Source organism: Streptomyces sp. NPDC058864, from assembly GCF_042742985.1.
Classification (GTDB): domain Bacteria; phylum Actinomycetota; class Actinomycetes; order Streptomycetales; family Streptomycetaceae; genus Actinacidiphila.
This window is the reverse complement of the sequence record NZ_JBHYMQ010000117.1, coordinates 1-14,372: the sequence shown is the minus strand read 5'-3', so window position 1 is coordinate 14,372 and position 14,372 is coordinate 1. Positions and strand designations below refer to the sequence as shown.

The following is a 14,372-nucleotide window of genomic DNA, read 5'->3' as shown; positions in this document are numbered from 1 at the left end:
AAGCACGGCTTCCCCCGCCCCACCGCCGTGGGTGCAGTGCCCGTCAGGCAGGGGCGGGCTGCTGGTCGCGCAGCCCGCGCGATGCCGCGGAACCGGCTTCCGGCGTGCTCAGCGAACGCAGGATGGCGTCCACGCTCTCCTTGGCGTCGCCGAAGAGCATGCGGCTGTTCTCGCGGAAGAACAGAGGGTTCTGCACCCCCGCGTACCCCGAGGACATGGACCGCTTGAAGACGACGACGTTCTCCGCCTCCCACACCCGCAGCACCGGCATGCCGGCGATCGGGCTGGACGGGTCCTCCTCCGCCGCGGGGTTGACGGTGTCGTTGGCGCCGATGACCAGCACCACCGTGGTGTCGCCGAAGTCGTCGTTGATCTCGTCCATCTCGAGCACGACGTCGTACGGCACCCTGGCCTCGGCGAGCAGCACGTTCATGTGCCCGGGCAGCCGGCCGGCCACCGGGTGGACGCCGAAGCGCACCTGCACCCCACGCCGCCGCAGTGCCTGGGTCAGCTCCGCCACCGGGTGCTGCGCCTGGGCCACCGCCATGCCGTAGCCGGGGGTGATGATCACCGATGTGGCGTTCTCCAGCAGTTCGGCTGTCTCCTCCGCCGAGGTCTCGCGGTGCTCGCCCTGCTCGACGTCCCCGCCCGTCGGCGCCTCGACGCCGAAGCCCCCGGCGATCACCGAGACGAAGGAACGGTTCATCGCCTTGCACATGATGTACGACAGGTAGGCACCCGAGGAGCCGACCAGCGCGCCGGTGACGATGAGCAGGTTGTTGTTGAGCAGGAAGCCCGCGGCGGCCGCCGCCCAGCCCGAGTAGCTGTTGAGCATCGAGACGACGACCGGCATGTCACCGCCGCCGATCGAGACGACCAGGTGCCAGCCGAGCGCGAGCGCGAGGACGGTCACGGCGATCATCAGGCCCAGGTTCGGGGTCACCGTGAACCACACCGTCAGCGCGACGAAGGCGGCCAGCGCCCCCAGGTTGAGGGCGTTCTTCCCCGGCAGTGTCAGCGGACGGGACTTGATCCGCGCCGACAGCTTCAGGAAGGCGACGATGGAACCGGTGAAGGTGACCGCGCCGATGAAGATGCCGATGAACACCTCGGCGTGGTGGATGCCGAGCAGTTCGGCGGGGACCCGGGTCTGACCGGCACCGTCCGCCTCCACCTCGTAGTAGCTGTTCCAGCCGACCAGCACCGCCGCCAGGCCCACGAGGCTGTGCAGGACGGCGATGAGCTCGGGCATCTGGGTCATCTCCACCCGGCGCGCCCGCCACAGGCCGACGGCTCCGCCGACGGCCGTGGCGACGACGATCAGCACGACGGCGGAGCCCGGGATGTCCTGCGCGGCGGCGACGACGGTGGCGACCAGCGCCAGCGCCATGCCGCCGATGCCGTACGCCACTCCGGCGCGGGAGGTGCGGTGCTGCGAGAGTCCGGCCAGGCTGAAGATGAACAGCAGCGCGGCGACGATGTCGGCGGCCTGTGCGGCCGTGGTTGCGTTCATCGATCCTCAGCCCTTCGAGAACATGCCGAGCATGCGGCGGGTCACGGCGAATCCGCCGAAGATGTTCACGGTGGTCAACATGATCGCCACGACCGACATCACGGTGACGGCCGGTCCGGCGTGGCCTATCTGCAGCAGCGCTCCGACCACCACGATCCCGGAGATGGCGTTGGTGACCGACATCAGCGGGGTGTGCAGGGCGTGGTGGACCTTTCCGATCACGTAGTAACCGATGACGACGGCCAGCGCGAACACCGTGAAGTTGCCCACGAGCTGGGCCGGGGAGAAGGCGATCAGCAGGAACATCGCGAGCATGCCGGAGGCGATCAGGCCGTAGCGCCCGGCCGGCGACAGACGCGGCTCCTTCGGCTGCTGCGCGGCCGCCGCCGGCGCCGGGGTCTGCCCGGAGGGCGCCGCCGACACCTGGACGGGCGGTGGCGGCCAGGTCTTCTCGCCCTCCCGCACGACGGTGACGGCCCGCTGCACGACGTCGTCGAAGTCGAGCGTCAGACGCCCGTCCTTGCCGGGCGTCAGCAGCTTGAGCAGGTTGACGAGGTTGGTCCCGTACAACTGCGAGGCCTGGGCGGGCAGCCGGCCCGCCAGGTCGGTGTAACCGATGATCGTCACGTCGTTGTCGGTGACGATCGCCTTCCCGCTGACCGTGCCCTCGACGTTGCCGCCCTGCGCGGCGGCCATGTCGACGATGACGCTGCCTGGCTTCATCGACGCCACATCGGCCGCCGTGATCAGCCGGGGGGCCGCGCGGCCGGGGATCAGGGCGGTGGTGATGATGATGTCGACGTCCGCGGCCTGCTCGCTGTAGATCTCGGCGGCCCGCCGGTCGTACGCCTCGGAGGTCGCCTTGGCGTAGCCGTCGCCGCTCGCCTCCTGCTCCACCTCGACGGCCAGGAACTCACCGCCCAGGGAACGGACCTGGTCGGCGACCTCGGCCCGCGGGTCGGTGGCCCGCACCACCGCGCCGAGGCTGCCGGCCGCGCCGATCGCGGCGAGACCCGCCACGCCCGCGCCCGCCACCAGGACCTTGGCCGGGGGCACCTTGCCCGCCGCGGTGACCTGCCCGGTGAAGAAGCGCCCGAAGACATGGGCCGCCTCGATCACCGCCCGGTACCCGGCGATGTTCGCCATCGAGCTGAGCACGTCCATCGACTGGGCCCGGGAGATGCGCGGGACGGCGTCCAGCGCCAGGACGGTGATCGGCCGTGCCGCCAGTTCCCCGACGAGGTCGGGGCTGTGGGCCGGGGCGATCAGCCCGATCAGGGTCGCCCCTTCGCGCAGCTTCTCGATCTCCTCGTGCGAGGGGGCGTTGACCTTGAGGACCACGTCCGCGTTCCAGGCGTCGCCGATCCGCGCGCCCGCTTCCGCGTAGGCCTCGTCGGGGAAGCCCGAGGCGGCTCCCGCCTCCGACTCCACGACGACCTCGTAGCCGAGGCCGAGGAGCCGGCGGACGCTGTCCGGTGTGGCCGCCACCCGCGTCTCCCCGGCGGTGGACTCGGTGACGACACCGATCTGCTGAGGGGGTGAATCCGACATCGCTCTCCTTTTCCGTCGCTTCTGACTGACGTCACGGCGTCGTCAGCCGAGCCGTCGTCCGCACTCCGTGTTCCCCGGCCTCATGGCGCGGCCGTGCGCGCCCGGGACCGCGTGTGCGGCGAAGCGTTCCCCTGCTTCGTGCTCGATCAACCTGTCCGGGGCCTGTGTGACCCGGTTCATGGCCCGGTGGGGCGCCGGAGTCCTCCGCCGCGGCGCCGGCCGGGATCCTCTCCGGTTCGGGGCGCGCGACTTTCCGTGATGGGACTGTACATCCCAAGAGAGTACTGCATACAGTATTCACTCCCCCTTCGAATGGAGAGGAGTCGCCGTGAAAATCGCAGTCCTCGGAGCCGGTGCGATCGGCGCTTACGTGGGCGCGGCACTGCACCGTGGTGGCGCCGACGTCCACCTGATCGCCCGGGGTGAGCATCTTCAGGCGATACGTGCCCACGGAGTCCGGGTGAACAGCCCGCGCGGTGACTTCGTGGCCAAGCCCCACGCCACGGACGACCCGAAGGAGATCGGCCCCGTCGACTACGTCTTCCTGGGCCTGAAGGCACACTCCTACGCGAGCTCGGGACCGCTGATCTCCCCGCTGCTCGGTGACGACACCGCGGTGGTGGCCGGTCAGAACGGCATCCCCTGGTGGTACTTCCACAAGCTGGCCGGCCCCTACGAAGGGCGGCGGATCGAGGCGGTCGACCCCGGCGGCGCCACGAGCGAGGTGCTGGCGCCCGAACGCGCCGTCGGCTGCGTCGTCTACCCCGCGACGGTCATCGAGGCCCCCGGGGTCATCCGGCACCTGGAGGGCACCCGGTTCTCCATCGGCGAGCCGGGCGGCGGCGTCTCCGACCGGTGCACGGCGCTGAGCGAGGCCATGATCGCCGGCGGCCTCAAGTGCCCGGTGGAGCCGAACCTGCGCGACGACATCTGGATCAAGCTGATGGGCAACGTCGCGTTCAACCCGATCAGCGCCCTCACCAGGGCGACCATGGTCGACATCTGCAAGCACCCGCACACCAGGCGGCTGGTCACCCAGCTCATGGAGGAGACCCTCGACATCGCGGCCAGGGTCGGCAGCACCCCCGACATCTCGATCGAGAAGCGGCTTCGGGGCGCGGAGGGGGTGGGACACCACAAGACCTCGATGCTCCAGGACCTCGAGGCCGGCAAGCAGCTGGAACTCGACGCCATCGTGACGGCCGTCGTCGAGATGGCCGACATCGCCGGCGCGGACGCCCCCAACCTGCGGGCGGTCCACGCCGCGACCGACCTGCTCGCCCGCGGCATCACCGCCGCCTAGGCGAACGGCGCCACCGCGCGGAAACCGGTCCCCGCCCGGCCCGGCCCGCGCTCACCCGTCCCGACAGACCAGCGGACCGCCGGCCCACCGCCGGACGGCCGCAGCAGTACCTCCCGGGTCCGGTTCCGTCGCGGCGGCGACGGGACCGGACCCGGGCAGGGGCCCGCACCGGCTTCGCGGGCACGAACGAGGGCCGCGATCCGGCTCGGTAGGCTTTGCCCGGTCACACCGCAACCAGCTCGTCCGCCGCCGGCCCCCGGGGACGTTCGCCACTCCGGGAGCGCCGACCCGACGGCACCGACGGCGTTGCGACTCCAGCAGGAAGTGCCGGCGCGGCCGCGGCCCCAGGCAGAGAGGAGTCGTTCATGCTGTTCCGTCAGCTGGAGTACTTCGTGGCGGTCGCCAGGGAGCGGCACTTCGCCCGGGCGGCGGAGTCCTGCTACGTGTCGCAGCCCGCGCTCTCGGCGGCGATAGCCAAGCTCGAGCGGGAGCTGAACGTCACGCTGATCAACCGCGGGCACAACTACCAGGGCCTCACCCCGGAGGGCGAACGGCTGGTCGTCTGGGCCAAGCGGATCCTCGCCGAGCAGGAGGCCTTCAAGGCCGAGGTGGCCGCCGTCCAGTCGGGCATCACCGGCACCCTGCGGCTGGGCACCGAACCCACCGCGTCCACCACCCTGGTCCTCCCCGTCGCCGCGTTCTGCGCGGCCCACCCGCTGGCCAAGGTCCAGGTCCGCTCCCGGCTGTCGACCACCGAACTCCACCGCCAGCTGCTCGCGTTCGAGCTGGACGCCGCGATCGCGCACTTCGCCCCGCACGACCGCGAGAGCCTGCAGATGATGCCGCTGTACGAGGAGCGGTACATGCTCCTCGCCTCCAGCGACCAGCTGCTGCCGCACACCGACACCATGAAGTGGGCCGACGCGGCCACGATGCCGCTCGCCCTGCTGACCCCCGACATGAGGATCCGCCAGGTCATCGACGACGCGTTCGCCGAGAGCGGGGTCGTGGTGACCCCGCAGGTCGAGACGGACTCGGTGGCCGCCCTCTACGCCAGCGTGGGAGCCGGCGCGTGCGCGAGCATCGTCCCGCACACCTGGCTGCGGGCGATGCCGCCGCTCGGCAGGATGCGGGCCGTGCGCCTGGTCGAGCCGGACGCCAGGGCCAAGGTCTCCGTCGCGATCCACGCGGCCACCCCGGGATCGGTCGCGGCGCGGGCGTTCATGAACGCCGCGGCCGGGCTGTCGCTGGACGAGTTCTTCGACCAGCCGCTGCCGGCGGAGCACCGCGTCAGATGAGCCCCGGCCACGTGGGGTCCTGTGCGTAGAGCAGGTCCACCGCCGCCCGGTCCAGCCCTCCCTTCGCCGTGTGCGGGAGCGAGGCGACGATCCGGATCCGGTCGGGGACCTCGAAGGGGGCCAGGCGGCCGCGGCAGTACCGCCGCACCTCCTCGGCCCCGGGCACCACCTCGGACCCCGGCTCCTCGGCCCCGGGCACCACCTCGGACCCCGGCTCCTCGGCCCCGGACAGGACCACGGCCGCGCCGACCCGCTGCCCGTACGTCGCGTCGGGCACGGCGAACACCGCGGCCTCGGCCACCCCCGGGCACCCGGCGAGGACGTCCTCGACGTGCTCGGGCGAGACCTTCTCGCCCCCGCGGATGATGAGGTTCTTCAGCCGCCCGGTGAGGAACAGGTGGCCGTCCTCGTCGAGCGCGCCCAGGTCGCCGGTGCGGAACCAGCCGTCGGTGAAGCCGTACGCGGTCTCCGCCGGGTTGCCGAGGTAGCCGCGGGCCACCGTGGGGCCGTGCAGCCACACCTCGCCCTCGCGGCCGGGAGCGCACGGCTTCCCGTCCGGGTCCAGCACCCGCAGCTCGATCCCGGCAGGCCGGCCGACCGAACCGTGCTTCAGCGGTCCGTGCTGCGGCAGTGGCTCGCTCGTCGCCTGGTGCGCGGACTCGGTCATGCCGTACGCCGACAGCAGGGGCGCGCCGAGAGTGCGCTCCAGTGCCCGCTGCGTGGCCGTGTTGAGGGGCGCGCTCGAGCTGCGCAGGAACCTCAGCGGCGGCGTCTGAGGGCCCGTGAGGTCCGTCGCCGCCCGCTCCAGCAGGATCTCGTGGATGGTGGGTACCGCGGTGAACCACGTGGCCCGTGCCGCCCGCATGTCGTCCCAGAAGGTGTGCGCCGAGAACCGCCCGCGCGCGGGCAGCAGCACGCAGCCCCCGCTGGCCAGGGTGGACAGCAGCGCGGCGAACAGCCCGTGCCCGTGGAAGAACGGCATCGCCGCGACCGTCGCGTCACCCGGACCCAGCTCGTACACGGCGCACACACCGCGGACCGAGGCGGCCACGGCGCCGTGCGTCAACGGGACCATCTTCGCCCGGTCGGTGGTCCCCGCGGTGAACAGCACCAGGGCGTCCTGCGCGATGAGTTCACCGGCCGCGCCCCGTGCGGCGGCCGGTGCGCCGGCGCCCGTCCCCAGCACGGCCGTCGCCACGCCGGCGGGGGAGAGGTCCACCCGCAGCGTCCAGGCCGGGACACCGGGCCCCACGGCCGCCGGCGGGGCGCCGCCCGCGACCGGGCCCAGCAGGACGCAGCGCACCCCCAGGGCCTCCAGCCGGGCCGTCATCAGCGGCTCGGGCAACGTGGGATCCACGGGGGCGACCACCAGCCCGGCCCGCGCCCCGCCCAGCAACGCCGCGACGAACTCGACGGTGTTGGCGCTGACGAGGCCGACCGGGTCCCCGGGGCGCAGCCCCGCTGCGGTCAGGCGCGCGGCCAGCTCGTCGGCCAGCTCGTCCAGGGCGCGGTAGGAGACCTCCGCACGGTCGGCGCCCGCGATCAGCGCGGGCGCCTGCGGACGCCCGCGCGCGGGCCGGTCCAGCAGATCGGTCAGGCCCGTCACCGCCGGCGGCCGGTAGCGGCCGGGGTCGCGCACGGATGCTGCGGCCGGAACGGCCATGGCCGCACCTCCTCGCGCCGGGAATGTCTGATGAACCGTCCCCAGCGAGACTGCGCGGGTCGCCGAGCACCCGTCCAATACGCACTGCCGAACGGTCGATAGCGGAGGTCTATCAACCCACCTCAACGCCCCTGTGGCGTGCGTCGATAAACGCCGTCTATCGGCTGGTCGCCGATAGGTCTTGGACGCGGGGGAGCGGGCTGCGGATGGTGAGAGGAGCAGCCGCACGCATGACTTGCCCAAGGAGGACCTCGGACCATGACCGCCCCCTCACCACTGGAGACCGCGGCGAACGCCGACGCACCGGCCGAGCTCACCGACGGGTACCACCTGGTCGTCGACGCGCTCAAGATGAACGACGTCGACACCATCTACGGGGTGGTCGGCATCCCGATCACGGACCTGGCACGGCTCGCCCAGGCGCAGGGCATCCGTTACGTCGGCTTCCGCCACGAGAGCAACGCGGGACACGCGGCGGCCGCGGCCGGCTACCTCACCAAGAAGCCGGGCATCTGCCTGACCGTATCGGCGCCCGGCTTCCTCAACGGACTGGTGGCCCTCGCGAACGCCACCACCAACTGCTTCCCGATGGTGCAGATCTCCGGCTCCAGCGAGCGCCACCTCGTCGACCTCAAGCAGGGCGACTACGAGGAGATGGACCAGCTCGCCGCCGCTCAGCCCTTCTGCAAGGCCGCCTACCGCATCAGCCGGGTCGAGGACATCGGCCGCGGCATCGCCCGCGCCCTGCGCACCGCAGTCTCCGGGCGCCCCGGCGGTGTCTACCTCGACATCCCCGCCGCGGTGCTCGGTTCCATCATGGACGCGCAGGAGGGCGCGAAGACGCTGAGCCGTCTCGTCGACCCGGCGCCGCGCCAGCTGCCCGCCCCCGAGGCCGTGGACCGCGCCATCGAACTGCTGGCCGGCGCGCAGCGGCCGCTGATCGTCCTCGGCAAGGGCGCGGCCTACGCCCAGGCGGACGCGCAGATCCGCGAGTTCGTCGAGTCCACCGGCATCCCGTACGTGCCGATGTCGATGGCGAAGGGCCTGCTGCCCGACGACCACCCGCAGTCCGCGGCCACCGCCCGCTCGCTGGCCCTGAAGAAGGCCGACGTGGTCATGCTGGTCGGCGCGCGCCTGAACTGGCTGCTGGGCCACGGCGAGGCGCCGCAGTGGAACCCGGACGCGAAGTTCGTCCAGATCGACATCGAGGCGAAGGAGATGGACAGCAACCAGCCCATCGCCGCCCCGCTCGTCGGGGACATCGAGTCGGTCGTCGAGGCACTCATCGAGCGGACGAAGCCGGGCCGGATCGCGGCCCCCACCGCCTGGCGCGAGGAACTGGGCGCCCGCTCCGCGCAGAACGTCGCCAAGATGGCCGAGCGCCTCAAGGCCGACCCGCACCCGATGCAGTTCATGGGCGCCCTGAAGGCCGTACGCGACGTCATCCACCAGAACCCCGAGATCTACCTCGTCAACGAGGGCGCCAACGCACTGGACATCGCGCGCAACGTCATCGACATGCACGTGCCGCGGCACCGCATCGACAGCGGCACCTGGGGCGTCATGGGCATCGGCATGGGCTACGCGATCGCCGCCGCCGTCGAGAGCGGTCAGCCGGTGATCGCCGTGGAGGGCGACAGCGCCTTCGGCTTCAGCGGGATGGAGATCGAGACGATCTGCCGCTACAAGCTGCCGGTCGTCACGGTCATCATGAACAACGGCGGTGTCTACCGAGGCGACGACGTCAACCCCTACGACGACGCCCCGTCGCCGACGACGCTGATGTCCGCGGCCCGCCACGACGTGATGTTCGAGGCGTTCGGCGGCAAGGGCTACCGCGCGACCACGCCCGCCGAGGTCACCGCCGCCCTCACCGAGGCCCTCGCCTCGGGCGGCCCGGCCCTCATCGACTGCGTGATCGACCCCTCCGCGGGCACCGAGAGCGGCCACATCGCCCACCTCAACCCCAAGGGCATCACCGTCGGCAACATCGTGCCGGCGAAGAAGTGACCCGAGGAGTGACCGCCCGCCGCGGCGGAGCCCCGTACCCCGAAGCAGCGTTCCCCAGCACCGCACACCCGCGCACCGCGAACAGACAAGAAGGAAGCCACCATGAGTGAAAAGCCGCTCGCCGGGATCAAGGTGATCGACTTCACCGGGGTCCAGGCCGGCCCCGCGTGCACCCAGATGCTCGCCTGGTTCGGCGCCGACGTCATCAAGGTCGAGCGTCCCCAGGGCGGCGACGTCACCCGCAACCAGCTGCGCGACGACCCCGACCTCGACGCGCTGTACTTCACGATGCTCAACAGCAACAAGCGCTCGCTGGCGATCAACACCAAGACCACCGAGGGCAAGGAGGTCATGGAGAAGCTGATCCGCGAGGCCGACATCCTGGTCGAGAACTTCGCGCCGGGCGCCATGGACCGCATGGGCCTGGGCTGGGACCACATCCACGAGCTCAACCCGCGCCTGATCTTCGGCTCGGTCAAGGGCTTCAACGCCGAGTCGTCCTGGAACGACCTCAAGGTGTACGAGAACGTCGCCCAGGCCGCCGGCGGCGCCGCGTCCACCACCGGCTTCTGGGACGGCCCGCCGACCATCAGCGGCTCCGCCCTCGGCGACAGCAACACCGGCATGCACCTGCTGATCGGCCTGCTGACGGCGATCATCCACCGCAACGCGACCGGTGTGGGCCAGAAGGTCTCGGTGTCCATGCAGGACGCCGTCCTCAACCTGACCCGCGTCAAGCTCCGCGACCAGCAGCGCCTGGAGAAGGTCGGCTACCTGGAGGAGTACCCGCAGTACCCGAACGGCGAGTTCGGCGACGCGGTGCCCCGCGGCGGCAACGCCGGCGGCGGTGGCCAGCCGGGCTGGATCCTGAAGTGCAAGGGCTGGGAGACCGACCCCAACGCCTACATCTACTTCACGATCCAGGAGCAGAACTGGAAGCGGACGGCCGAGGCCATCGGCCACCCCGAGTGGGTCGAGGACCCGGAGTACACCACCGCCAAGGCGCGGCAGTCGCACATCTTCGAGATCTTCGGCGAGATCGAGAAGTGGCTGGCCGACAAGACCAAGTACGAGGCCGTCGACATCCTGCGCAAGTGGGAGGTGCCCTGTGCGCCCGTCCTCAGCATGAAGGAGCTCGCCGAGGACCCCGACATGCGCCGCAGCGGCACCATCGTCGAGGTCGAGCAGAAGGGCCGCGGCACCTACCTGACCGTCGGCAGCCCGATCAAGTTCTCCAACTTCACGCCCGAGATCAAGGGCGCCCCGCTGCTCGGCGAGCACGGCAGCGAGGTGCTGGCGGACCTCGGGTACGACGGGAACGAGATCGCCGCTCTGCGTGACAAGCAGATCATCGTCTGATCAGGCCCGGACAGTCCCACGGGTGCTCCGCGCGATCCGTGCGCGCGGGGCATCCGTGCCTCCGTACGGGCGGGCCCTGTGCCCGCGTACGGCGAAGCCCCCGTGTCGTCCCGGCACGGGGGCCTCTGCGTCGTCGTTCCTTGTGACGGAAGGTCAGGCTGTTGTCGCCTGCTCCGACTTGGCGGCCGCCACCTTCTGGTACAGCTCCTTCTCCCGGGCCCGTCTCGCGGTCACGTCCCGGATGACCGCCCCGACGTAACCCGGCTGCCCCTCGGCGTCGTTCAGCAGCACCACGCTGAACTCGATGGACAGCTTCCGGCCGCCGGCGCCCACGGCGGGGACGGTCAGCAGGTCGTCGTCCCCGTACTTGGTGGTGCCGCTGGCCATGGACTTCTCGAACCCCTCCCAGTGACGCTGCTGGTGCCGCTCGGGAATGATCACGTCCAGGCTGCGGCCCATGACCTCGGCGGCCGGGAACCCGAAGATCCGCTCCGAACCGTGGTTCCAGTAGCGGATGAGCCCTTCCCGATCGATGATGACCACCCCGTCGGGGGCCTGTGCCGTCATGCCCAGCACTACCTCGGGGTCCAGGTCTGCCATGTCTCCTCCGGCCGTCGGGCGGTTGTATACAGGCAGACAGCATACAGTCGACGCCTGGGGGGTGGCAGGGCCCGGAAGCCGCGCGACGGCGGTGATCGCCGGGGGGTGTCGGTGTCGCCCGGCAGTCGGATTGGCTTGAATCCGTTGGGTCGCCTCGTGGTGTGACGGCACGCCGCGCCCTGTCGGCACGTAAGGCGAAGCGGCGTCGAGGCGGGGCCGCCCACAAAGGGCTTTCCGCTGACGCCGGCCGGTGTCCTGGCGGCCCGCCGGCGGTCCCGGGATGACGGGAGTGGCCGCCCCGGTCGGGCCATCTCCGCACTTGCCGGTATCCGGCTGGCCAGCAAGGACGTGCCGCCGGTGCGTCGGTGACGCCTCCGGTGTACGGGCCGCGTCGCGCGCGCCGGTCGACGTCCGGGGCGCCCGGCTGCGGGCCGTCGACTTCCGTGATTCGTCCTGCCGGGATGGCCATCTGAGGCTCCGTCACCATCGTGCCGAACGGCCCGCGACCAGGTAGGCCGTCGATTTGTGACACCGCGGCGAGCGGCTCACCGGATTCCGGACAATGATCTCCGCACTTCGTGACAGCGGATTCCGGCCACTGCGACGATCTGGGCTGTGTTCGGGCCACTTCAGGGGGCGAGGGCGGCTCCGACGCAGTCCCCGTTCACCCGTCCCCGCATCGCCCCCACTCACGAGGGAGTCGCAGGAGTGACCAGCACGTTCCGCTCCACCAGATCCGCGCCGTCCGCAAGCGCTCCGTCGGGGCGCAGACGCGCCATGGCAACCGCGACCGTGACCATGGCCACGCTCGTCGCGTCCGTCCTGCCCCTCGCCTCGGCGGGCGCGCAGGAGAGCCCGCAGGGGAGCGTGACGTCCACCGCGCCGGGCGCGCGCAGCGTCGTGCTCACCGCCGCGCAGCGCGGGCAGTTGCTCGAAGCCGCGGCCGGTTCGAGCGCCGATACGGCCGCCGCGCTGAAGCTGGGCGACGAGGAGGAGCTGATACCGAAGGACGTCGTCAAGGACGCCGACGGCACCGTGCACACGCGGTACGAGCGCACCTTCGCCGGTCTCCCCGTACTCGGCGGCGACCTGGTCGTCCACGAGCGGGCGGGGGCCCGGACGTTCACCAAGGCGTCGGCCGCGATGCTCACGGTTGCGACGACCGAGCCCGCGGTCGCGTCGGCGAAGGCGGGGAAGTCGGCCCTGGACATCGCCGGACGGGAGGGGACCCGCAGGGCCGCGATCGGCGAGGCGCCGCGCCTGGTGGTCTGGATGGCGACCGGCACACCGGCCCTGGCCTGGGAATCCGTCGTCACCGGCGTCCAGAAGGACGGCACCCCCAGCCGACTTCAGGTGGTCACCGACGCGAAGACGGGCAAGCAGCTCTCGAGCGTCGAACAGATCCACTCGGGTACCGGCACCGGCCAGCACAACGGCAGCGTGCGCATCGGCACGGTCCGCAACGGCGACGTCTTCGAGCTGGTGGACGCAGAGCGCGGCGGCAACGCGGCGTACGACTACGACACCCGCGAGGTCATGACGGACGACGACGACGTCTGGGGCGACGGCACGCCGTCGAACCGCCAGACGGCCGCCGTCGACGCGGCCTACGGCGCCCAGCAGACCTGGGACTTCTTCCACTCCCGCTACGGCCGCGACGGCATCGCCGGCAACGGCGCCGGAGCGCGCTCGTACGTCCACGTCGGCGACGGGTACGTCAACGCGTACTGGGACGACGAGTGCTTCTGCATGAACTACGGCGACGGCGAGGACAACGAACGTCCGCTGACGGCACTGGACATCGCCGGCCACGAGATGACGCACGGCATCACCTCGGCCACCGCGGACCTGATCTACAGCGGCGAGTCCGGTGGCCTGAACGAGGCCACCAGCGACATCATGGGCACCGCGGTGGAGTTCTTCACCAACAGCCCCGAGGACGTTCCGGACTACCTGATCGCGGAGAAGGTGGACGTCTACGGCACCGGCGTGCCGCTGCGCCACATGGACCAGCCGTCCAAGGACGACGTGGGCTACGGCGGGTCACAGGACTACTGGACCAAGGACACCAAGTACCTGGACCCGCACCAGAGCTCGGGTCCGGCGAACCACTTCTTCTACCTGCTCTCCGAGGGCAGCGGCAAGAAGACGATCAACGGTGTCCGCTACGACAGCCCGACCTCCGACGGCAGGGCCGTCCCCGGCATCGGCCGCGAGTCGGCCACGGACATCTGGTACCGCGCGCTGACCGTCTACATGACCAGCACCACCGACTTCGCCGGCGCGCGCACCGCCACGCTCCAGGCCGCGGCCGACCTCTACGGGATGGGCAGCAGGAAGTACGAGGCGGTCGGCAACGCCTGGGCCGCCGTGAAGGTCGGGTACCGCTTCGTCGACCACATCGCGGTCGACAGCACCAACCCGCGGCGTACGGCGACCGGCCAGCAGGTGACCTGGCAGATCCAGGCGCAGAGCTCCCGCCCGGGCGCCCTGACATACTCCGCCAAGGGCCTCCCGCGCGGCATGTCGATCAACGCCAGGACCGGCCTGGTCTCGGGGACCCCGGTCAAGGACGGCGAGTTCCGGCCCGCGATCACCGTCAAGGACGCGGCGGGCAACTGCCGTACGGTCCAGTACCGGTGGACGGTGCTGGCTTCCGGCGGTGACGTCTTCGTCAACCCGAACCGGTACGACATCCCCAACTGGGCGGTGATCGAGAGCCCGGTCGCGGTCAGCGGGCGCAAGGGCAACGCACCGGCCGACCTCAAGGTGACCGTCGACCTCTACGCCGTCCACGTCGGCTTCTACGTGATCGACCTGGTCAGCGAGGACGGCCGGGTGATCCCGGTGAAGGGCTGGTCGCAGGGCCCCGTCGCGATCCCGGAACTGCACGAGACGTTCACCGTCGACGCCTCCGCGATCCCGGGGAACGGCACCTGGAAGCTGCGGGTCAGGGACAACACCCCCGGCAACTTCCACGTCCTCCCCGGCTACCTCGACACCTGGAGCCTCGGCTTCTGACCGGATTCCCGGCGGACCGCGGCGTCACGACACGGCGGCAGGCCGTGTCGTGAC

Annotated in this window: 9 protein-coding genes; 5 read left to right on the top strand and 4 right to left on the bottom strand. The window is 71.2% G+C overall.

What is annotated here, in order from left to right; genetic code table 11:
- Window positions 1-43 precede the first annotated feature (43 nt).
- Together pntB and ACFW3D_RS40615 are read right to left on the bottom strand one after the other, a co-directional pair.
- Window positions 44-1,513: a Re/Si-specific NAD(P)(+) transhydrogenase subunit beta gene (gene pntB, locus ACFW3D_RS40620; protein WP_500513401.1), complete on the bottom strand. Its 1,470-nt coding sequence runs from the start codon at window positions 1,511-1,513 to the stop codon at window positions 44-46.
- A 6-nt stretch (window positions 1,514-1,519) separates the two neighbouring features.
- Window positions 1,520-3,064, bottom strand: coding sequence for a Re/Si-specific NAD(P)(+) transhydrogenase subunit alpha (locus tag ACFW3D_RS40615; protein WP_500513399.1), 1,545 nt, complete (start codon window positions 3,062-3,064; stop codon window positions 1,520-1,522).
- A gap of 328 nt (window positions 3,065-3,392) precedes the next feature.
- Here ACFW3D_RS40615 and ACFW3D_RS40610 point away from each other — a divergent pair, with 328 nt between their 5' ends.
- Together ACFW3D_RS40610 and ACFW3D_RS40605 are read left to right on the top strand one after the other, a co-directional pair.
- Window positions 3,393-4,367: a 2-dehydropantoate 2-reductase gene (locus ACFW3D_RS40610; RefSeq protein WP_500513397.1), complete on the top strand. Its 975-nt coding sequence runs from the start codon at window positions 3,393-3,395 to the stop codon at window positions 4,365-4,367.
- Between the two features lie 365 nt (window positions 4,368-4,732).
- Window positions 4,733-5,665, top strand: a complete 933-nt coding sequence (locus ACFW3D_RS40605) for a LysR family transcriptional regulator (RefSeq protein ID WP_500513395.1) — start codon at window positions 4,733-4,735, stop codon at window positions 5,663-5,665.
- Here ACFW3D_RS40605 and ACFW3D_RS40600 read toward each other — a convergent pair.
- On the bottom strand, window positions 5,658-7,328 hold the full coding sequence (locus ACFW3D_RS40600) for a FadD7 family fatty acid--CoA ligase (RefSeq protein WP_500513393.1): 1,671 nt from the start codon (window positions 7,326-7,328) through the stop codon (window positions 5,658-5,660). The genes ACFW3D_RS40605 and ACFW3D_RS40600 overlap by 8 nt on opposite strands.
- 258 nt (window positions 7,329-7,586) lie before the next feature.
- Between ACFW3D_RS40600 and oxc the strand changes: the two genes are divergently transcribed.
- Complete coding sequence (oxc, locus tag ACFW3D_RS40595) at window positions 7,587-9,338, top strand: oxalyl-CoA decarboxylase (RefSeq protein ID WP_500513391.1); 1,752 nt, start codon at window positions 7,587-7,589, stop codon at window positions 9,336-9,338.
- Between the two features lie 102 nt (window positions 9,339-9,440).
- Window positions 9,441-10,697 carry a formyl-CoA transferase gene (frc, locus tag ACFW3D_RS40590; protein ID WP_500513389.1) on the top strand — a complete coding sequence of 419 codons (1,257 nt, stop codon included), beginning with the start codon at window positions 9,441-9,443 and terminating at the stop codon, window positions 10,695-10,697.
- A gap of 153 nt (window positions 10,698-10,850) precedes the next feature.
- Here the strand turns inward: frc and ACFW3D_RS40585 are convergent, their stop codons facing one another.
- Window positions 10,851-11,297, bottom strand: coding sequence for a PAS domain S-box protein (locus ACFW3D_RS40585; RefSeq protein ID WP_500513387.1), 447 nt, complete (start codon window positions 11,295-11,297; stop codon window positions 10,851-10,853).
- A gap of 777 nt (window positions 11,298-12,074) precedes the next feature.
- Here ACFW3D_RS40585 and ACFW3D_RS40580 point away from each other — a divergent pair.
- Entirely contained in the window at window positions 12,075-14,318 is a 2,244-nt protein-coding gene (locus ACFW3D_RS40580; RefSeq protein WP_500513385.1) for a M4 family metallopeptidase, read from the top strand.
- Window positions 14,319-14,372: the final 54 nt, after the last annotated feature.